Raw genomic sequence first — 21,048 nt, forward strand, 5'->3', positions numbered from 1 at the left:
CGGACCGGGAAAATCCGGTCCGGGCCGAGAATCATTTGAGTTTCTGTCCGCAGGACGGGCAGAACGAGAAATCGTCGGCGACGATATGCTGTCTGCACGTAGGACAGGTCTTGGGGATGGGGCCAAGCTCCACCAGCAGTTCGCCTTCCTTCACGGGGACCATCTTGCGATCCTCCTGATAGTCGGCCGCCTTGAGAACGCGGGTGACGATGCCCGCCATGGGCGACAGCACCGACTTCTCCTGCTTCATGATGGAGATGTTGAACAGCTCCTCGCCCTTCTCGACGATGTCGCCGGGCTTCACGTACATGATCCACAGGTCGCCGTTGGACGGCGAACCGATGTGCATCGGATTCTTGCGATCCGCCATTTCAAGGCCCTCGATGCCGGAGCGCGCGACCTCGGCCACCTTCACCTCGCAACTCAGGAATTCCGAATCCAGCGAGTAGCGCACAATGCTCATGCCGTGATCGTCCGGCTCGGAAATGTGCAGGATGGTCATGGAGTGCGGCTTGCGGTTCGAGTCCTCGAAGAACAGCTCGCGGCCGATCTCAAGCCCCTCGAACCACACGTCGAGCGGCAGCTTGTTGCAGTCGCCGAACTGTTCGGTGAATTCGATGGTCTTGAGCGCGTCGCCGGGGTGGTTCAGGTACATCACGAACTCTTCCTCGGTCGGCTCGCGGCGCAGGCGCTCGACAAGCGAGGCATGCTCCGCTTCGATGTTGACCTCGGGAAGCGTCTCAAGGGGCGAGATGTCCTTCCTGCGGGCAAGGGCGGAACGGTAGTCGGAGCCGAAGGCGCTCTCGTACACCCAGTCCGGCGGGAAGCCAAGCGGCAGCCTGCCGAACTCGCCAAGCAGCAGATTGCGGAAGGCATCGTTGGAATCGCGGTACAGGGCGAGACGCGCCTTCTTGACGTTCTCGGGCAGTTCGGCCTCGGGGGTGTTGACCACGAAGTCGAGGATGTCGAGCAGCTCCTGCACCTCGCGCTCGCCGCCGCGCTTGTACGCGCCGGTGACGCCAAGGAACGCCGTATTCCAGGTGATCTGCGAGCCGGGGGTCACATCGTGGTAACGCACGATCTGCCGGGTTCCGGCGAGGAACTTCAGCATGTAGGGCAGAAGCCGGATGTAGCCCTGCTTCATCGCGCCCTCCTGCGAGGACGAGGTGGCTCCGCCGGGCATGCCGTGATCGACGACATCGTAGTCGATGCCCTGGAAATAGGGCGAGGTGTAGCGGTCGTAGTACGGCATGATCTGCTTGAGCACGAAGTTGCAGGTGCGGATCATGTCTTTATTCAGATTGGTCTTCAGGCCAAGCTCATCTTCGAGGTAGGCGGCCGTGGAGAGCACTTCGCCCTGTCCGTACCAGCGCACGGACGCGCCGATGGCGGTGTCCACGATGTGCGCGCCAGCCTTGGCCGCAGCGCCCACAGCAGGCACAAACAGGCCATCGGTGTAGTGGCGATGGTAGTGCAGCACCAAATCGGGATGCTTGCGACGGATGGCGGTCACCAACTCGGTCATAAACCGGGGCGGACACACGCCCGCCATGTCCTTGAGGCCGAGGATGATGAGGCGCTCCGCCTGCTTGGTGCTCACGCCCGCAACCTGCCGCACGAGGTTCAGAATCTCCTCTACCACGCCGAGGTAGTGCTCCACGGTGAAGCCCTTGGCCCACGACATGGAAATGGCGGGTTCGAAGACATTGGCCTCGGAAGCGAGGGCAACCTCGGCGAAAGGCCGCATATTTTCGACATGGTTCAGGAAGTCGAAGCAGCGGATGACGTCGTAGTGCTCGTTGATCATCTCGCCGGTCCGGCGCATGAGATTGCGCGGCTGGGGCTTGTAGCCCAGCACGTTGGTGGAGCGGATGAGAATCTGCTTGAGCGTCTTGGGCGCGAACTGGTTCCAGCGCGCGGCCTCGGTGAACGGATAGGTCATGTTGGCGAGCATGGCCACGTGGAAATGCGCGCCGCCACCGTTCTCAAGGGAGAAGAAGCCGCAGTTGTCGAGGTAGGGACCGATCAGCTCGTCCTCGGCCAGCCGGAAGCGGTTACCGCTGTTGGACTGGGTGATATCGCGAGCGGTGGTATCCATGAAATGGACGTGGTCCGTGTCGCGCAGGTAGTCCAGCAGCGCCTTCCTGTCACCGCGAGGATACGGGTAGTCGTACGTCTGCGGGTTGACGGGCGGCAGCACCGGCTCGAAGCGCGGCATGCGCTTGTCGCTGCGGCCACGGTATTCGCCGAGCTGGACATGGGGGTTGAAGCCCTTGGCCGAAATCTCGGCAATCAGGCGCGACAGACGATGCGCCTCCGGCTCCTCGTAGCGGTACTGCATGAGCTCCGGCGTATTGAGGACGAAGTTCGTGTCGTAGTCGCCATCGCGGAACTTGCGGTTGCGGATGATCTGGCGATGGAAGGGAATGGTGGTCTTGACGCCGCTGATGAAATACTCGCGCAGAGCGCGCTCCATCACCCGCAGGGTCTTCTTCCACGTCTTGCCGTAGGCCACGAGCAAGCTCGCGGCGGAATCGTACTGCGAGGGGAACTCGTAGCCGGCGGACACGCAGGAGTCGATACGCACGCCGGGACCGCCGGGCGACACGTAGCGCGTGAGGCGTCCGGAGTTCGGCGCGAAGCCGTTCTGCGGGTCCTCACAGTTCACGCGCACCTGCATGGCGTGGTTGAGCGGCTTGGTGTCCTCCTCGTTGAAGCGCAGCTTCGCACCGAAGGCGATGGCGATCTGTTCCTCGACGAGGTCCACGCCATACCGGCATTCGGTGATGCCGTGCTCCACCTGAAGGCGAGTATTGACCTCAATGAGGTACGGAGTGCCCGTCTTATCCACCAGGAATTCGACGGTGGCCAGCGAATGGTAGCCAACGGCCCGGACCAACTGCCGCGCGTACTCCTTGAGCTGTTCGCGCAGTTCCTCGGTCATCATGGGCCACGGCGAGGGGGTGATCTCAACCAGCTTCTGGTGATTGCGCTGGACGGTGCAGTCGCGCTCGTCAAAGGCAAACACGTTGCCGTGACGGTCGGCGATGACCTGAATCTCGATGTGGCGCACGCTGGTCAGCAGGCGCTCCACGTACAGGCGCGGGTTGCCGAAGGAGGCCTGCGCCATGGTCGATGCCTTGGAAAAGGCATCTTCCAGCTGCGACTGCCTATAGACTTCGTAGATGCCGCGACCGCCGCCGCCGCCCTCGGCCTTGAGCATGATCGGGTAGCCAAGCTCCTCGGCGACCTTGCGGGCCTCGGGGATGCTCACCGCTCCGTCGGAACCAGGCACGACGGGCACGCCAAGCTTGCGAGCCAGCGCGCGCACCTGCACCTTGTTGCCAAGAATGCGCATGGGTTCCGAGGCGGGGCCGATGAACTCGATGCCCGCCTTGCGGCATTTCTCAGGGAACGTATCATCCTCGGCGGCAAAGCCCCATCCAGGATGGATGGCGATGATGCCCTTGGCCTTGGCCCTGCGGATGACAAGATCGATATCGAGATAGGCGCGGGGATTATCACCCAGCAGCAGGAGCTCCTGCACGCCGGACGAGGCCGGGGAGGTCTTGTCCTGCTCGGTGGCGGTCATCACGGGAATGGCGCCACACATTTCGCGGATGGAGCGGGCAATCCGTCGGGCCGGGATACCCCGGTTCGCCACGAGGATGCGCTTGCCCCTGACCTGTTCCAGGACCTCACTGAAGGAGGTCACACGCGTGTTCTTCCCTGACAAGGCAATTTCTCCCTATGCGTACGTTTGATTTCCGCAGAGCGCGGAGCCTTTGGGGGATTAGGCTTTCAAGCCGGTGAAATGCTTCCGGAATACAGGGTGTCCCTGTGGTCCCCATAATCGAGGACAAGCCCGCCATCGGGCGCAAGACCAACCACTCTGGCCGTGCATTCCCTTCCGGTTCCGTGAATCCGGACCACACGGCCAAACCATGCCATGCGACGAGTGATGGTTTGGATGAATTCCCGAGGCGTGCTCCCACAAAGCGCTGTGTTGTACCAATCTTTTCCCCGCTCCACAAGTGCGGACCATAGGCGGATCGGGGTCGGAGGTTCCGCAAAATCGGCAAGACTCGCCGCCCCGGGGGACCATGCTTCGCGGATGGCGTCGTCGCCAGGGGAACGGACGATGTTCAGCCCGAGCCCGGCGATGAGTATGCCGCCGCGCTCCTCAACGAGAATACCCCCGACCTTGCGCCCATCCACGAGAAGATCGTTAGGCCACTTGATCTGCGCACCGATGCCGAATTCGTCGAGCGTTTCGGCGCAGATGACGCCGAGCACCAGCGGAAGGAGCACGTCCCACTCCGGGGCGAAGCGTGGAAGCACCCACGCGGCGTAGAGGTTGCCTTGCGGGGATGACCATTCGTGGCGAAGCTGCCCGCGCCCGGCGGTCTGGCTCGTGGCGAGCACCGCGTCCCACGGGCCGATGCTCCCCTGCCCGGCAAGATCACGCGCCACGTCGAGGCTGGAGGAACAACGCCCGCACACGGCAACAGTGGCCGGGCCGCGCCATCCGCAGGAGCGCCAATCTCCATCGCGAAGCTCCCATGGTCCGTACGCGGCCACATCGGCGCTCCAGCCCGGATGCATGTCCGCCAGCGAATCTGGGGTCAACGCCTCGCTGATTCCGGCAGTTTCCCTACCTATAAGAAGAAGTTCATGGCTGTCGTTCATGCGCCATGACCTACCGCCGATGCAGACGGCTGGTCAATCCCGACTGGCATCGTTTCGCATTAGGTGATAGCTGTTATGCATGAAGATATGCCTCGTTGGCGGAGCAGTGCGAGACATGCTGATGGGACGCGCCATTTCCGACCGCGACTATCTCGTGCTTGATGCCTCGCCCCGCGAATTTCAGGAACGCTTTCCCACGGCGCGCGAAGTGGGCCACGCCTTCCCCGTCTTCATCCACGACGGCAGGGAATACGCCTTTCCTCGCGGCAACGGCCGTGCCTGCTGCGACTTCGGCTCCAGCGCGGCCTCCGGGGCCGAACTCATGGCCGATCTCGAATCGCGCGATCTGACGATAAACGCGATCGCCCTGCCCCTGCCCGACTATCCGCGCATTCCGAGCGCCAGTTCCGCCGCGCGCATGGTCATCGGCCACCCCCGCGCGCTTTCGGACCTGCACAACCGCATCCTGCGCCCGGCATCGGCAACAGCCATGGCCGACGACCCCTTGCGCGTGTTCCGGGCGGCACGCTTCGCCGCGCAGCTTCCCGAATTCACCATCCACCCAGAGCTCGCCAAGGCCATGTTCGACACGGCGGAAAACGGTCTGTTGGAGGCTCTCGCCGCCGAACGCGTGGGCAACGAGCTACGCAAGGCGCTCCGCGCCGCAAGACCGGGACGCTTCCTGCGCATTCTGGCCGCCACCGGCTGCCTTGGCTCATGGTTTGAGGAATTCGCAGGTGCAGAGGCCATCCCCGCCGGGCCGCCCCAGTGGCACAGCGAAGATGTTCTGGAACACAGCGCAAAGTGCGCGGACGCCATCGCCGAGGACGACTCCTTCCCCCCGCCGCCAGCCGATCGTGAAATCGCCTGCTGGATGGCCATGGTCCACGACATCGGCAAGGTCGCCACGCCTGTCGAGATGCTCCCCGCCCACCACGGGCACGAACTTCGCGGTGAGGACATGGCCCGCGCCCTCGGCCAGCGCCTTGCCCTGCCCACACGCCTCATCCGGGCTGGAGCCGTTGCCGCCCGGCACCACATGACGGCGGCGCGCTATGTCGAGCTTCGCCCCGGCACTCGGGTGGATCTGCTCCACGTCCTGCATACGGAACGCGTTCGTGAGGAACTTTTCGCCGTCGTCCGGGCGGATGGAGGTGACGACCTCGCCCCCCTCGCCCGTGAGGATCTCGCCGTCATGCTTGCCGTGCGACTGCCGGAATCCGAACGCGATCTCGGCCCGGAATCCGGCGAAAAGTTGCGCCTTTTGCGGGCGCAGGCGCTTGCAGCCCGGCGCGAGGCGTAGGCAAATCTACATGCCCACCAATTCGCGAAGAAACGAATCCACGGCGCGCGTGTAGGTGGCTCCGGAACGAAGGTGCGCGTCGTCGTGACGGCCGGAAAGCTCCACGAAACGCCGCGGCTCCCCGGCGGCCCCGTAGAGCCTGTGCCCTTGCTCGAAGGGAATGACCTCGTCTTGCGGACTATGCATCACAAGCACGGGACACTCTACCCTTCGCAGACGTTTTTCGGTATCGTAGTGGATGCGGGCCAGCATGCACACGGGCAACCAGCGATAGACGAGCACCCCCATGTCGGGGACCGACGTGAAGGTCGATTCCAGCACGAGAGCGGCGGGACATTCGTTTTCGGCCAGCCACGCGGCCACGCCCCCGCCGAGGGAGCGCCCCCACGCGACGATGCGTTGCGGCGGAATCTCGCGGGCGATGGTCAGATGTTGCCACGCGGCCCGTGCGTCGCGATAGGTTCCTTCCTCGGTGACGTACCCGCCGCTTTGGCCGTAGCCTCGGTAATCGAAGATGAGTACCGACAGGCCAAGGGAATTTAGGATGCGTAGCGTATCAAGGCGGTGCGACATGTTCCCGGCGTTACCGTGGCAGAACAGCACCACGCCCCGCGCCCGAGGATGCGGAACGAACCATGCGGACAGCCGCACGCCGTCGGACGCAGTAAGCGCCACGTCCTCGAAGGGAAGGCCGACATCCGCCGGAGTGCCGGACATGACGGCATCCGGGAAATAGACCATCCGCTCCTGCGTGACGTATACCCACGCCATGTAGGCGAGCATGGCAATCAGTAGGGAAAGTGCGAGCTGCATGACCGTTTTCATTGGCAAGTGCTACCGGCACTCTGTCGCCGCGGCATGCGGCAACGGCACTTCACCTCAAAATCTTTGACAGATTTTGACCGTTCTGGCTATACATTGATGTATTGCACGCATACATCTTTGCATCATCAGGGAAGCATGACGCCGCAAACGGCACTGCCCACAGCAAGGAGGATTTTTTCATGCGACTGCTTACCAGATCCGACTTCGACGGACTGATCTGCGCCGTCCTGCTCAACGAGCTGGGTCTCATCGACGAATGGAAATTCGCCCACCCGAAGGACCTTCAGGACGGCACCATCGAAGTCACCTCGAATGATATCCTTGCCAACGTGCCCTACGTGAAGGGCTGCGGCATGTGGTTCGACCATCACTCCAGCGAGGGCAGCCGCCTCGGTACGGACTTCCAGTTCGAAGGCATGTACAAGATGGCTCCCAGCGCAGCCCGCGTCATTTGGGACTACTACGGCGGGCACGAGAAATTCCCCGAGAGCTTCGACGACATGCTCGTGGCCGTGGACAAGGTCGACAGCGCCAATCTGACGCAGGACGAAATCCTCAAACCCAGCGGGTGGATTCTCCTCGGCTTCATCATGGACCCCCGCACAGGACTCGGCCGCTTCCGCGACTACCGCATCAGCAACTACAGGCTGATGGAGGATCTCATCGAGTACTGCCGCGCCATGCCAGTGGACAAAATTCTCGCCCTGCCCGACGTGAAGGAACGCGTGGACCGCTATCTGGAGCAGGAAAAGCTCTTCCGCCAGATGCTTGAGGACAACACCTCGCTGCACGGCAAATGCGCAGTCATCGACCTGCGCAATCAGGACCTCATCTACGCGGGCAACCGGTTCATGATCTATGCCCTGTACCCGCAGGTGAACATCAGCATCCACGTACTGTGGGGCCTGAACCGCCAGAACGTCGTCTTCACCGTGGGCAAGAGCATCATCGACCGCTCATCCAAAACCGACGTCGGCAAGCTCATGCTGCGCTACGGCGGTGGCGGTCACGCTGCCGTGGGCACCTGTCAGGTTCCCGTCGAGCAGGCCGAAGACCGCCTGAAGGACATCATCGCCGAAATCAACGCCGACGGCTGACGGTCGGCTTCCACCCAAATCCCTCGCGGGCCGCATCCTGACGGATGCGGCCCGCGTCATCTGCGCGACGGAACTCCCCACACATGAAAACGCTCGTCTTCCTTTTGCTTGCCGCCCTGTGCGCCGCCATCGTCCTTTTCGCCTGCGCGACCTATCTCATCTTCTGGTACGAAACGGCCAACGGAAGTGACCGCGAGGAACTGGACCGTCTCTCGAACGGACACGCCGTAGCGTGGACCCTTCGCGGATTCGCCACCGCCCTTGCCGGGCAGTGCGTCATCATCGCGACCTACGCGGCGGGCCTCGTTCCCAGACTCTGGCTGCCGCGCCCGTCCGATGACGCCAGCCCCCATCCGGTTTTCCTTGTGCATGGGCTTTACCACAACCCTTCGGCGTGGCTGCGCGTCTCCCGCGTGCTGGCCCGTGAGGGCCTTTCGCGGCAGTACACCTTCGGTTATCTCAGTTTTGGCAGGAATTTCGATGAGGTCGCCACGCGGGCGAAGGAACGGTTTCTGAAGATGATGGAACGCCATCCCGGCCAGCGGGCGGTCGTGGTGGGGCACAGCCTTGGTGGACTCGTCTTGCGCACATTCTTGGCGGACGAGGATACGGCGCGGCACATCGCCGTGGCGGTCACCCTCGGGACGCCGCACAACGGCAGCAGACTCGCGTCCATCGCACCGGGGCGGCTCGCCAAGGACATCACGCCCGACGGTGCCGCCATCCGCCGCCTGAACGAAGAAAGCCGCCCGGCGGACATTCCCTGCCTGAGCCTCTCCTCGCCCGTGGACAACATGGTGCTGCCGAACGCCGCCCTGCGCATTGGCGTCCCCGGCTGGGAGCAGCAACGGACCGGTCCGGTCAGCCATGTCTTCATGCTTTACGACAGACGCGTCATCCGGCAGGCCCTCGCCTTTATCCGCGAAGCTCTCGCTCCCGTTGGGACAGGCGGCGATAAAGCCTGAGGTGGTCGGCCACCATTCGCTCGCGGGAAAAACGCATCCGCCCCCGCTCGAAGGCCTCGCGCCCCATCCGCCGACCAAGGCCGGGATCGCGAAGCACCCGCACCACGGCGGACTCCATGGCCTCCCACTGCCCCGGCGCGACGACGATGCCCGTCTCGCCGGAGACGATCTGTTCCGGAATGCCCCCCACACCGAAGGCCACGCACGGCAGCTCCATGCTCATGGCTTCGAGCACCACGAGGGAATGATTGTCCGCCATGGTCGGATAGGCCAGCACATCCGCCGCGCGCATGAAGCGCAACATCGTCTCCCCGTCCACATACGGCCACAGGAAAAGATCACCCCGCCTCTCGTGGACTTCGCCACCGACCATGAAACACACGGCCTCTGGCACCGCCAGCTTGATGCGCTGCCAGAGGGCTTCCCATTTGTCACCGGCCTTGTAGGCGGCATCCCTGCCCCCGTGTGCGGCGAAAAGCACCAGCTTCACACCGGGAGCTAGGCCAATCTCGCGCCGCGCCTCGACCTTTGCGGGAAGATGCTCCGGCCACGGAACGCCGTTTGGAATCACCCGGACATCGGCATCCGGCAACGCCTCGCGCGCCATGTTCGCCAACCAGCGCGAGGGGGAAACTAGCACCGGACGTGCCAGTCTCACGGCCTCGCGCCTTGCGGCACGGCGTTCGGCGGATGCGGGGAAATTGCGCTCGCAGTGGGCACATCCGGCACTCCACTGGTCGCAGTCCAGCGGATAGGGACAACCGCCAGTCAACAGCCCGCAATCATGCAGCGTCACCACCAGCGGCGCATGCCCGGACAGACCGCCCAGACACGCCTCCCAATCAAGGGAACCATGAACATGCGCGAGTGCGCCGGGCGTACGCGCCACCCATGCGCCAACCTCGGATGCGGAAACGAGTTCGTCGCCATCGCCCTCACCTTCGGCAAGCTCATGGGAAAAGGCGCAATCGCCCCCTTCACGGACGCATCCCTCGAACACGGCCCGCGCGATGCCCGTAGCCCCACCGCGATGCTGCAAGAGCGCGTGAATGCGCACCGGTGGCAAATCACCGCTCATCACAGCGCTCCAGAAAATCGTTCTTGAGCGCCCACAGGATGCAAAACTCGGCATCTTCGGGGGGCATGGACTCCGCCTCGGCGAGCTTGGCGGCAAGCCGCGCGCAGGCGATGGGCTTTCGCGCGAAAAACACGACCCGGCGTAGCCTCTCGGGAGACAGACGGCTTTCCATTCCTTCATAGAAGGAGACGAATTCCTGCCCACGATACAGGGCGCGCCCGGCGGCCGACCACGTCACGCGCAAGGCGTCATCGAGGACGCCCGTCGGATACCCGCCGAAAACCCTCGCATAGGGCAACTGCATCGGATGGCGACGCCCGCGTAAGGCGGCCTCGTCCACCGGCTCGTTCCACAGGGCGTCCCACAGCTCGACGTGTCGCTCCACGACAGACCGCCACGAGAATTCGGCTTCCACCCGCCGCCGCGCATTCTCGCCAAGACGTCCGCGCAGTGCGGGATCGTCGAAGAGCGTGCGTAGCGCCTGCGCCATTCGCGGCACGTCCACCACCGTCTCCTGCGCCAGCAGCAAATGATAGTCCGCGTCGAAGACCAGCGGGGCCATGCGGTCCACGCCGTCCGTCGTCCGGGGACCGAGGGTCGGCACAAGGAGCCCCGTCTCACCGTGCACGACGAGATCACGATATCCGTCGTAGTCCGAGGCGACCACAGCGCAGCCCATGGCCCCGGCCTCCAGCATCGTCAGTCCGAAGGTCTCCTGCGGATTGTCCACCGGCGACAGGAACACGTCGCAGGCCCAGAAAAGTTCACGCTTGCGGGATTCGTCCGGCCCCACCTCCAGCCGCCAGCCTAGGCCGACATTGCGCGCCAGTTCGGCCAGCGTCGCGCCGAAGGCCGCGCCATCGCCATCGTCCCACCCCGCAAGGCACAAAACCACGCGTGACAGGTCGAAGCCCTCGCGCCCGAGACGCTGGAATGCCCGCAGCACGGGCAGCGGGTCCATCTTGGAATGGTGCGACAGCCGGGAAAAAAGCAGCACCGCCAACTGCCCATCGGCCAGCCCGAGGCTCTCGCGCGCCGCACGGCGTTCCTCCTGCGTTGCGGGACGGTAGACGTCCGTATCCACGCCAAGGGGAATGCGCTCCACGCGGGGCCTGCACTCCGGCGCGATGCCGTAGCCCTCCGAAAGGTAATCATGAAATCCGCGCACCACCTCCACGGCCGTGGTCGACGTGGCGATGACACAGTCGCGCCGGGTCGATCCGGGCCAGAGCTGGGCGAGGAAATCCGTGGAGAAACGGCGATAGCTCAAGGAATGGGTGGGGCCGGTTATGGGGAAGATGCGCGGACTCAAGGCGTTGCGCAGCGCGGCCAGATGCGCCGGATGATTGATGCAATCCGAAAGGTGCATGCAGTGGAAAGGCGTATCGGCCATGGCGGCGGGCAGTTCAGCCCTTTCGCGAAAGACGAGCCGCCCGCCCCGTGCGAGTTCGGGGAACTCGTCGGCCAGCCGGGCGCGCACGCCGTTGGCCAGCGCCCGGTCACGCAGCAGGAAATGGTATTCGTCAAAAGGATCGGCCCGCAGAAGCGCACGCAGAAACGCGGCGTTGGCCACGCTGCGCCCCATGATCGCTCCGCCCTCGATGAAAGGGTCGAGCGTTCCCCATATTTTTTTCGATATCATGGACTTGGATGGAACATGGAACCGCCCGCCGCGTCAAGACCGGCTGGCACGAAGGCCGGTTGCGCAGGCGCGTCGCTCGCGGCGTCTGTGCTTCGCGCCGGAACACATTCATGGCGTAACAGGTGGGATCACCTCGCCTTCCCGGTGTTTTGCGGCCATCTCCCCGGCGACCCGCTCGGCGATGCCACGCAGGGTCCGCACATCTTCGGCGCGCGGGATAAGCCCACGCCCGAAGCCCACGGCCCACGGCTCGCCCCGCTCGACACCCCGCGCCCACGCCACGACCTGCGCATCGAAGAACCGACGGTTGGCCAGCACCAGCGCGGCCTTGGCCCGCGCATCGTCCCTGCGCGCCGTCTGGGAATAGTTCCCCGCATGGAAATTATAGCGAAACAAAGTTCGCTCCACGCGCACTACACGAAATCCGGCGGACGCGGCGCGCACCCACAGTTCCCAGTCCTCGTAGGCGGTGTCGTCACGGTAGCCGCCGCAACGCTCGTACACCTCCCGCCGGAAAAGCATGACTGATGGATAGGGATTCTGTGTGCGCAGAATGTCCGGATCGAACTCCGGCACGCGGATGACGCGCACGTCGTCCCCCTCGGCCAATTCGTAGTCCGTGACGGCCATACCCGCCTGCGGACAGCCCTCCAAAGCGGCAAGGGTGGCCCCCAGATACTGCGGAGCCACCTCGTCGTCGGGGTCGAGACACAGCATAAATCGCCCGCATGCGCGGGCCAGCCCCACGTTGCGCACGGTGCCCGGACGCCCCGAATGGCGCATGCGCACCACGCGGAACTCCGCCGCGCCAAGCGTCGCACCCAATTCATTTGCGACCGCCACGGAATCGTCGGTGCTCCCGTCGTCGATGACGATGACCTCCACGTCCGACAGCCCACGGCTCTGCGCGCACAGCGAGGTAAACAGCCTCGGCAGAAAGCGGCCATAATTGTAGTTCGGCACTATGATCGATATGGAAATGTCCTTCACTCCCCGTCCTTTCCGGATTGCGAAACTCCTTCCGGTTCTTGGTCTTTTCGGCCGAAGCCCGAAATTCTTGAGCGCGGCGCGGTCCATGCGTCAAAAAAATAGCGACCTCGCCTCCGGCACACACCAGCCGCCCGCATTCCCGTACACCCAATCGCCTGAAAAACGAAGCGGTCCATACCATCCGCGACGCCGCCCGCTCAAACTGGCCCCGTTCTTGCTTCTGAACTCGCGAACGGAACTCTTTTCCACCCACAACGGGGATTCGCACATGCAGAACATGACAAGCCGCACGCTCCTCTGGGGATTCGGCCTCAACGACATAGACCGCAAAAAGATCGAAACCGCCTCCGGTTCGGGCTACGAGCTGCGCAACTGGACGCCGGACGCACTGCCCCAAGCGGGCGACGTGGAGCGGGACGAGCCGCTCGTCCTGTGGATTCCCATAGCCTCGTGGGACGCGCTCGACACGACCCGCCGCGAGGAAATCCTCGGGTGGGACAGCGTCCAGAAGGTGCTTCTGCAAAACGGTACGGGCAGCGACGTATCCCCGGAAGCCTATGTAGATATGGGCTTTCTGTCGGTTCTCGGCGCTCCGCTGCGGCCTGCCGCCATCAGCGATGCCCTGCTCAAGGCCATCGAGGTGCGCAATCTCTATGACGACATCATGCGCATGACACGCGAGATTTCCCTCGAACGGGAAATCCTTGCCCGCAAGAACGACTACCTGCTGTTCCTCAACCGGGTCATGGCGAGAGCCGTCGAAAGCCTCAACCCCGCGACGATCATCACGCAGGCCCGGCAGGACCTGAACATGCTCTTCCCGGTGAGCGCCGCGCAGTGTATCTTCTGGCACGAAACGGGCCGCGAGAGCGTGGAAGCCGAACTCTTCCTCGCCTTCCACGAGCACAGCGACATTCAGGAGGCGTGGGTGGAACTGCTGCTCAAGACGGCGGCGAAGCTCTCGACCGCGCATGTGGACAGCTATCAGCTCACCTTCCTGCTCGATGCCGCCGCGACCGATGACGGCGTGGACCTCTCGCCGCGTCCGGGGCAGGTCATCCTGCTGCCGCTCAAGGCTGGCGGGCGGGACTTCGGCTGTCTTGCGCTACTCACGCCGGAGCAGGTGCGCCTTGGCCGCGAGCAGCGCGACGTGCTCCATTCCGCCGCGAACCACCTCGGCCTCGCCCTGAAGAACGCCCTGCTCTACCGCGAGGTCAAGATCCGCGCCGACCACGACGGCCTGACGCGCATCTACAACCGCCAATACTTCGACGAGCGTCTGGTGGACGAACTCAAGCGCGCACGCCGCTACTCGCAGGACATTTCGCTGCTGCTGCTCGACATCGACCACTTCAAGGCCGTCAACGACACCTACGGCCATCAGGCGGGAGACGCCGTACTCAAGGACGTGGGCGCACTGCTGCTCGAAACCCTTCGCTCCACGGACTTTCCCGCCCGCTACGGCGGAGAGGAGTTCGCGGTGATTCTGCCCCACACCTGCGAGACGAAGGCATGGAATCTCGCCGAGCGTCTGCGTCAGAAAATCGCCAGAATGCTCTTCGCCGCAGACGGAAAAAACTTCACCATCACGACGAGCATCGGCGTGGCATCCATTCCGCCGGGCGCATTCAAGAAGAATGTGGACATCCTGCGGCAGGCGGACCGCGCGCTCTACCTCGCCAAGGCCTCGGGGCGTAACATGGTCTGCACCTCGCTCGGCTGCGAGGACGACGCGGACCAGCCACGCGAAGCGAATTCCTAATCTATTACAGACATGAACCCACAGGGGCCGCGGACTTCCGTTCGCGGCCCCTTTCGCGTATCATCGCCTCGTTCGCCCCGCGGGGTTGACCATGCCCGCCACCGGGTATACAACCCGCGCGTTCCGGCAATGGTGCCGGGAAGGAGGCCGCCCTCCTTCTAAATCTAACTCCGGAGTCGTCAATGAACGAAATCCTTTGGCTTTGCTTTGCCGTGGTGGACCTTTCGCTCGTCGTGGTCCTCTTTCGGCTCTTCGGTCGATCCGGACTCTACGCCCTGATCGTTTTCAACCTCATCCTGTGCAACCTCCAGGTCATCAAGACGGTCGAACTCTTCGGCCTGACGACCACTCTGGGGAACATCCTCTACGCCAGCGTCTACCTCTCCACGGACCTGTTGAGCGAATTCTACGGCAAGAACGAAGCCAAGCGCGGTGTTCTGCTCGGATTCGTGGCGCTCGTGATGATGACGGTATACATGCAGATCGCGCTGAAGTTCGTCCCCACTCCGGAGGACTTCGCCCAGCCGCACCTTGAGGCGATATTCGGCTTCATGCCCCGCATCGCCCTTGCCAGCATGGCCGCGTACCTCATTTCGCAGACGCACGACGTGTGGGCCTTCCACCGTCTGAAGGAACGCACCAACGGCCGCCACCTGTGGCTGCGCAACAACGTGAGCACGATGGTCAGCCAGATGCTCGACTCCGCCGTGTTCTGCTTCGTGGCCTTCTGGGGTGTCTTCGAGGGACCGGTCCTCGCCGAGATTTTCCTCACCACATACCTGTTCAAGGCCTTCGTGGCAGCGCTCGACACGCCGTTCATCTACCTCGCCCGCAAGGTCGGCACACAGGACGAACAGTTCGCCTAGCGCCCCGCGCTACGCTCGCGGCTCCCGTCGGCGGCGACAGGGACCGTGAGCGCCGCACCACGCGCCACCGAGGCTCTTTCCCCGAAGAATCCTTGACATCCTTGGACTTCTACGGGTAAAAGTATCGGCTCGCTAGGCGCATTGGGCCAATAGCTCAGTTGGTAGAGCTCCCGGCTCATAACCGGTTGGTCGTAGGTTCGAGTCCTACTTGGCCCACCAATGACCTTCAGGGGTTGGAAAGACGATTGTCCTTCCAACCCCTTTTTTGACAATAACGAACACCACTCCGGGAACACGCCGGAACGCTTTGCGTTCTTGCGGAGTGCTGGCTTTTCTGCTAAAGTTTTCGCTTCCCGCAAGGTGGACTTTGCCTGTGGCGGGCACGGGACGCGTTGACGTCTCACCGCCAAGGGCCGCTGTGCGCGGCGTCGGGATTCTCGTATCCTCCGGCATGCGCACGATCCGTGCGGATTACGCCGGTTGGTCCACGGACCTGCCGACATCGGTCGGGTGCCCTGCGCCCCCCGCTACCGCGCGACAACAGCGGTGCTTTCCTCCGACGCGAACAGGGAAGCACCCTTCTTTTTTGAGGAGCGGCATGAACGTTCGTGAACTGATCGCCTGCATCGAGGAGATGGCCCCGGTATCGGGTGCCGCACCGTGGGACAAAAGCGGTGTGCAGATCGCCGGCACCATCGGCGATATCGAAAGGATAGCCGTGACCATCGACCCGTCCCCAGCCGCCATGGCCGAGGCGCTGGAGTGGAACGCGGACTTCATCCTGACGCACCATCCTCTGTATATGGAGCCGAAGCCCCTCGACAGGCCCGGCTTCTTTCTTGATGTTGCGCGGCAGACGCTCACACGCGGGACATGGCTGTACGCGGCGCACACGTCCCTCGACGTCCGCCCCGAAGGCCCCGCGGGCTGGCTCGCACGGGAATTGGAGCTTGACGAACCGCGCGTGATGGAACAAACCGACCCCGGCAACCCCATGGTCGGCTTCGGTCTCGTCGGCAGGCTCCCCGCCCCCATGGGCTGGGACGCCTTCGCGGATCGCCTCGGCGCATGCGTGGAACGCGACTTCTGGGTCACCACGGGGCAAATTCCCGAGCGCATCGACTCGGTGGCCTACTGCACCGGCTCTGGCGGCTCGCTCATCCCGGCCGCCGAGGCAAGCGGAGCGCAGGTCTACATTACGGGCGACATCAAGTACCATCAGGCGCTTGAATCGAATATTTTCATCATTGACGTGGGACATTTTTCTCTGGAAGAAACCATGACGCGCATCCTGGCGGAAACGCTCGCCTCCCGGCTCTCGGGACGGCACGATGCCGAAGTCCGTTTCTTCCCCGGCCGCGAGCCGTTCGCCCTGCGCGCCGGACGATAGGACATACGACGCAAAGAACCCGCCCACGGGGTCTTGATACATTCACGGCAGCCGCCAGCCGGCCGCCAACAGGCAACTGCCGAGGAGGAAATTCCGTTGAGCATGTACCTCAAGCAAATCGAACAGCTCGTCGTTCTGCAGAAGGTTGATGACGAGATCATCGTCATCGAGAAGGAACTCGAAAGCCTGCCAAAGGAGCTTGCCGCTCTTGAGGAAAAGAACGCCAAGCTGACCGAGCGCATGGAACAGACCAAGGAGCGGACCGACATCCTGCTGCACCAGCAGCGCCTGCTTGCCGACGAGATCGACAGCAACGACTCCAAGATCAAGAAGAGCAAGAACAAGCTCATGATGGCCGGCAACACTCGCGAATATCAGGCCATGATGCGCGAGATGGACAACATGGAGAAGATCAATCGTTCCCGCGAGGAAGAGAAGATCGCTCTCATGGACGAGATGAACCGCCAGAAGGAGCGTCAGACCGCCGCCGAGGCCGAGGCCGAGGAACTCAAGGGACAGCTTGAGGAATGCAGCGCCAACCTCAAGAAGCGCACCGCCACGGCCAAGAAGCGTCTGACCAAGCTCCAGAAGGATCGCGAGACCGCCTGTGAAGTCATTCCTCCGCGCGTTCTCGGTCGCTATGAATTCATCCGCGCCCGCATTCAGCACCCCGTCATCGTCCCCGTGGACGAGGCCGTGTGCAATGGCTGCCACATTCTGATTCCCCCGCAGATCTTCAACGAACTGCAGCGCGGCGAACAGATTCTGAGCTGCCCCAACTGCCAGCGACTCATCTACTGGACCAACCACTTCTGCGCCCCCGCCGACGCTCCCGCCGCACCCGCGGCAGAGGTCGAGGCCGAGGAGCAGGAATAGTATAGGCGCACTGCGGCGTGAACCGCGCGCCGCAAAACGCCTTTGACATTTCGGGAGTCGGACGGGTCATCGTCGCGATCCTTCGGGATCGGGGAGGAAAGTCCGGGCTTCGCAGGGCAGGACGCTGGATAACGTCCAGGTGGAGTGATCCACGGACAGTGCCACAGAAAACAGACCGCCGGTGAAAGCCGGTAAGGGTGAAACGGTGGGGTAAGAGCCCACCAGTCGCCACGGTGACGTGTCGAGCTAGGTAAACCCCGTCCGAAGCAAGACCAAATAGGAAAGCGTTTGAGGCCGGCCCGGCTGATGCTTTCGGGTAGGTTGCTTGAGGCCGTAGGCAACTGCGGTCCTAGAGGAATGATGACCACTCCCTTCGGGGAGTACAGAACCCGGCTTACAGTCCGGCTCCCGACATTCAGGTCACCACGGACGGCGCTGGGGCTTTTGCCTCCGCGCCGTTCCTTTTTCAAACCCCTTGCACACACGATGAAAACCATGTCCGTCTGGGCCGTCATTGTCGCCGCAGGTCAGGGAACCCGTCTCGCGCGGGCGGGCCTGTCCACACGCAAGCAGTTCATCCCCTTCGAGGGCGCGCCGCTGTTCTGGAAGAGCGCCCGGACGCTGGCGCGGGTCTCCCGCGTGAAGGGACTCGTCTTCGTCCTTCCCGAAGCGGAATTCGAGGAATACGCCGCCATCGTGCGCGACCTCGCCAGCAGGGACGACATCGTCCTCCCCTGCCTCACCGTCCCCGGCGGCGAACGCCGTCAGGACTCCGTGCTGAACGGACTTCGCGCCATTGCCGAAACCTGCGACACCGTCCTCGTGCATGACGCCGCCCGCCCCTTCGCCGGGGCGCAGCTCGCCAACCGCCTCATCGACGCCGTCGAGCAGGGCGATGTGGCCGCCATCCCCGCCATTTCCGTCACGGACACCATAAAGCGCGTCACGCCCGAGGGGCTGGTGGCAGAGACTCTCCACCGTGCGGAACTTTGCGCGGTGCAGACGCCGCAGGCCTTTGCGCTGCCCACCCTTATCGCCGCGCACGAGTTCTGCAACGCCAAAGGGCTCGACGTCACGGACGACGCCTCCATGATTGAGGCCGCAGGCGGAGCCGTACGCGTCGTCCCCGGCGAGGAGACCAACATCAAGATCACGAATCCGGAGGATCTGCGCATGCTCACCGACAACGCGCCAGCCCCGCTGCCCTGCGTCGGCTGGGGGTACGACGTCCACAAGTACGGACTCGGCAGGCCCATGAAGATCGGCGGAGTGCCCATCGACGGCGGCCCGCAGGTCGTCGCGCACTCGGATGGCGACGTCCTGCTCCACGCGCTCACGGACGCCCTGCTCGGATGTCTCGGCAAGGGCGACATCGGCCAGCATTTTCCCGATACGGACAAGGCCTTCTCCAACATTGAATCCGCCGTGCTGGTCAACGAGGTGCTGACCATGGCCGAAGAGGCGGAGTTGGAGCTGTGCCACGTGGACCTGACCGTCATCGCCCAGATTCCGAAACTCTCTCCCTATCGCGAACGCATCCGCGACAACGTGGCCCGGCTGCTGCGCATCGACGCACAGCGCGTCAACTTCAAGGCCACCACCGAGGAAGGTCTCGGCTTTACCGGCGAGAAGCTCGGCATCAAGGCTGTGGCCTGCGTCACGGCGCTTCGCCACGGTTAATCGCCATTCACGGCTGTTGCGCCCGCAAACTGGCATTTCCCCCAACGCTTTGACGCATGGGGGCATTTGGTGCATGATGCCACCCCTGTCAGACATTGGCGCAATCACCGCGCACAGCACGGAAAACGACAACAAACAGACCGAGTGATACCGGAGTACGGCCCATGCAGCTCTACAATACGATGACCCGCCAGAAGGAAGAGTTCACACCGCTCAGGGACAACCATGTCCGCATGTACGCCTGCGGCATAACCGCCTACGACTACTGTCACATCGGTCATGCCCGATCCGCCGTGGTCTTCGACGTGCTCGTGCGCCACCTCCGCCATCTCGGCTACGATGTCGTCTTCGCCCGCAACTTCACTGACGTGGACGACAAGATCATCAACCGCGCCAACGAGAACGGCGAAGACCCCATGGCCCTCGCCCTGCGCTTCATTGCCGCGTTCCACGAGGACATGGACCGGCTGAACGTCCTGCGCGCCGACATCGAACCCAAGGCCACCGAGCATATCGACGAAATGCTCGCCCTGACCTCGAAGCTCATCGAGACCGGCCACGCCTACGCCACGCCCTCCGGCGACGTGTACTTCCGCGTGCGGTCCTTCGACGCCTACGGCAAGCTCTCCGGCCGCGACGTGGACGAGATGCGCTCCGGCGCACGTGTGCAGCCCGGCGACGAGAAGGAAGACCCGCTGGACTTCGCCCTGTGGAAAGCCGCCAAACCCGGCGAACCCACGTGGGACAGCCCGTGGGGCCCCGGACGCCCCGGCTGGCACCTCGAATGCTCCGCCATGAGCGACAAGCACCTCCAGCTTCCCTTCGACATTCACGGCGGTGGGCAGGACCTCATCTTCCCGCACCACGAGAACGAAATCGCCCAGTCCGAGGCCGCCACGGCTACTGAAATGGCCCGCTTCTGGGTGCACAACGGCTTTGTGCAGGTCAACTCCGAGAAGATGTCCAAGTCGCTTGGCAACTTCTCCACCATCCGCGACATTCTGGAGTCCTACCTGCCCGAGACGCTGCGCTACTTCCTGCTGACCAAGCACTACCGCAGCCCCATCGATTTCACGCCCGACAACATGCTTGAGTCCGAAAAGAACCTCAAGCGCATCTACACCGCCCGCTGCGAAATCCGCGCGGCCCTCACCCGCGAGAAGTGGTCCGGTGCGCAGTTGCCCGCTGAGATCACCGAGGAACTGGCGCACATCGAAGCCGAATGGACCCGCGCCATGGATGACGACATCAACACGGCAGCCGCGCTTGGCCATGTGTTCGGTCTCGTCCGCCTTGCCGGTCGCGTGGCCGAGGACAAGACCATGCGCAAAAGCGAAGGCGCGCGTGTTCTGTGGAATCGCGTCCAGTATTTGCTGTCCTCGTGGGGCACGGTGCTCGGCGTGTTCAATCAGGACCCGGACGAATTCCTCGCCGCGCTTCGCACCATGAAGATTCGCCGCAACAGGATTGACCTCAGTCAGGTCGAGGAACTGCTCGCTCGCCGCGCCAAGGCCCGGGCGGACAAGGATTTCGCCACCTCCGACGCCGTGCGCGACGAACTCGCCGCCATGGACATCGAGGTGAAGGACACCCCCGCCGGGCAGGAATGGGACGTCATCTAACCGCCCAAAGACATGACACATCAAAGCGCCCGTCTCCCATGGAGGCGGGCGCTTTTCATTTTCCCTGCCGAGCGCGGCGCTCGTGCGCGCGAACCCTGTCCACCGCATCGAAAATGGAGTAGGTTGAAGGATACGCCCAAGGACTCCAACGTATTTCGGACACCTGAACCAAGCGCAGGTGAATGTGCCACGAAAGAGAGCCCTCGCCACATCCGCCCCGCCATGCAAGGTTTCGCGTCGATTCCTTTCTCTCCTGCTGGCGT

General features: G+C 63.5%; 15 protein-coding genes, 1 tRNA gene and 1 other RNA gene. 11 read left to right on the forward strand and 6 right to left on the reverse strand.

The annotated features are described in order from the left end of the window. Window positions 1–31 precede the first annotated feature (31 nt). Window positions 32–3,736 (reverse strand): pyruvate carboxylase, encoded by a 3,705-nt coding sequence (locus tag GGQ74_RS02810; RefSeq protein WP_167940013.1) that lies wholly within the window; start codon window positions 3,734–3,736, stop codon window positions 32–34. A 65-nt stretch (window positions 3,737–3,801) separates the two neighbouring features. Beyond that, window positions 3,802–4,689, reverse strand: coding sequence for a biotin--[acetyl-CoA-carboxylase] ligase (locus tag GGQ74_RS02815; RefSeq protein WP_167940014.1), 888 nt, complete (start codon window positions 4,687–4,689; stop codon window positions 3,802–3,804). Between the two features lie 79 nt (window positions 4,690–4,768). On the opposite strand from GGQ74_RS02815, the gene GGQ74_RS02820 reads away from it, so the two are divergent. Further along, on the forward strand, window positions 4,769–5,992 hold the full coding sequence (locus GGQ74_RS02820; RefSeq protein ID WP_167940015.1) for a tRNA nucleotidyltransferase/poly(A) polymerase-related protein: 1,224 nt from the start codon (window positions 4,769–4,771) through the stop codon (window positions 5,990–5,992). A gap of 6 nt (window positions 5,993–5,998) precedes the next feature. Here GGQ74_RS02820 and GGQ74_RS02825 read toward each other — a convergent pair whose 3' ends face one another. Further along, window positions 5,999–6,805 (reverse strand): alpha/beta hydrolase, encoded by an 807-nt coding sequence (locus GGQ74_RS02825; protein WP_167940016.1) that lies wholly within the window; start codon window positions 6,803–6,805, stop codon window positions 5,999–6,001. 191 nt (window positions 6,806–6,996) lie between these two features. On the opposite strand from GGQ74_RS02825, the gene GGQ74_RS02830 reads away from it, so the two are divergent. Together GGQ74_RS02830 and GGQ74_RS02835 are read left to right on the forward strand one after the other, a co-directional pair. Next, window positions 6,997–7,914 carry a DHH family phosphoesterase gene (locus GGQ74_RS02830; RefSeq protein WP_167940017.1) on the forward strand — a complete coding sequence of 306 codons (918 nt, stop codon included), beginning with the start codon at window positions 6,997–6,999 and terminating at the stop codon, window positions 7,912–7,914. Between the two features lie 83 nt (window positions 7,915–7,997). Further along, window positions 7,998–8,879, forward strand: a complete 882-nt coding sequence (locus GGQ74_RS02835; protein WP_167940018.1) for an esterase/lipase family protein — start codon at window positions 7,998–8,000, stop codon at window positions 8,877–8,879. Here the strand turns inward: GGQ74_RS02835 and GGQ74_RS02840 are convergent. The 3 genes from GGQ74_RS02840 to GGQ74_RS02850 all read right to left on the reverse strand — a co-directional run bounded on the left by GGQ74_RS02840 (window position 8,830) and on the right by GGQ74_RS02850 (window position 12,589). Next, window positions 8,830–9,957 (reverse strand): glycosyltransferase, encoded by a 1,128-nt coding sequence (locus tag GGQ74_RS02840; protein ID WP_167940019.1) that lies wholly within the window; start codon window positions 9,955–9,957, stop codon window positions 8,830–8,832. The two genes, GGQ74_RS02835 and GGQ74_RS02840, sit on opposite strands and share 50 nt — an antisense overlap. Next, the gene (locus tag GGQ74_RS02845) at window positions 9,947–11,542 is read right to left on the reverse strand and encodes a glycosyltransferase family 4 protein (protein WP_245168107.1); all 1,596 of its coding nucleotides are present in this window, start codon (window positions 11,540–11,542) and stop codon (window positions 9,947–9,949) included. The genes GGQ74_RS02840 and GGQ74_RS02845 overlap by 11 nt, the downstream gene beginning before the upstream one ends. A gap of 165 nt (window positions 11,543–11,707) precedes the next feature. Then, window positions 11,708–12,589: a glycosyltransferase family 2 protein gene (locus GGQ74_RS02850; RefSeq protein ID WP_342448572.1), complete on the reverse strand. Its 882-nt coding sequence runs from the start codon at window positions 12,587–12,589 to the stop codon at window positions 11,708–11,710. 268 nt (window positions 12,590–12,857) lie between these two features. On the opposite strand from GGQ74_RS02850, the gene GGQ74_RS02855 reads away from it, so the two are divergent. From GGQ74_RS02855 to cysS, 8 genes are all read left to right on the forward strand, one after another. Next, window positions 12,858–14,351 (forward strand): GGDEF domain-containing protein, encoded by a 1,494-nt coding sequence (locus GGQ74_RS02855; RefSeq protein WP_167940022.1) that lies wholly within the window; start codon window positions 12,858–12,860, stop codon window positions 14,349–14,351. A gap of 182 nt (window positions 14,352–14,533) precedes the next feature. After that, the gene (locus GGQ74_RS02860) at window positions 14,534–15,217 is read left to right on the forward strand and encodes a queuosine precursor transporter (RefSeq protein WP_167940023.1); all 684 of its coding nucleotides are present in this window, start codon (window positions 14,534–14,536) and stop codon (window positions 15,215–15,217) included. A 143-nt stretch (window positions 15,218–15,360) separates the two neighbouring features. Continuing rightward, window positions 15,361–15,436: transfer RNA gene (locus GGQ74_RS02865), tRNA-Ile, on the forward strand. A gap of 379 nt (window positions 15,437–15,815) precedes the next feature. After that, the gene (locus tag GGQ74_RS02870; RefSeq protein ID WP_167940024.1) at window positions 15,816–16,607 is read left to right on the forward strand and encodes a Nif3-like dinuclear metal center hexameric protein; all 792 of its coding nucleotides are present in this window, start codon (window positions 15,816–15,818) and stop codon (window positions 16,605–16,607) included. A gap of 102 nt (window positions 16,608–16,709) precedes the next feature. Next, complete coding sequence (locus GGQ74_RS02875; protein ID WP_167940025.1) at window positions 16,710–17,483, forward strand: zinc ribbon domain-containing protein; 774 nt, start codon at window positions 16,710–16,712, stop codon at window positions 17,481–17,483. Between the two features lie 53 nt (window positions 17,484–17,536). Further along, window positions 17,537–17,896, forward strand: an RNA gene (gene rnpB / locus GGQ74_RS02880) — RNase P RNA component class A. 82 nt (window positions 17,897–17,978) lie between these two features. After that, the gene (gene ispD, locus GGQ74_RS02885; RefSeq protein ID WP_167940026.1) at window positions 17,979–19,163 is read left to right on the forward strand and encodes a 2-C-methyl-D-erythritol 4-phosphate cytidylyltransferase; all 1,185 of its coding nucleotides are present in this window, start codon (window positions 17,979–17,981) and stop codon (window positions 19,161–19,163) included. Window positions 19,164–19,327: 164 nt separating this feature from the next. After that, entirely contained in the window at window positions 19,328–20,785 is a 1,458-nt protein-coding gene (gene cysS, locus GGQ74_RS02890) for a cysteine--tRNA ligase (RefSeq protein ID WP_167940027.1), read from the forward strand. Window positions 20,786–21,048 lie beyond the last annotated feature (263 nt).

The sequence above is a fragment of the Desulfobaculum xiamenense genome (assembly GCF_011927665.1).
Taxonomy (GTDB): Bacteria; Desulfobacterota; Desulfovibrionia; order Desulfovibrionales; family Desulfovibrionaceae; genus Desulfobaculum; species Desulfobaculum xiamenense.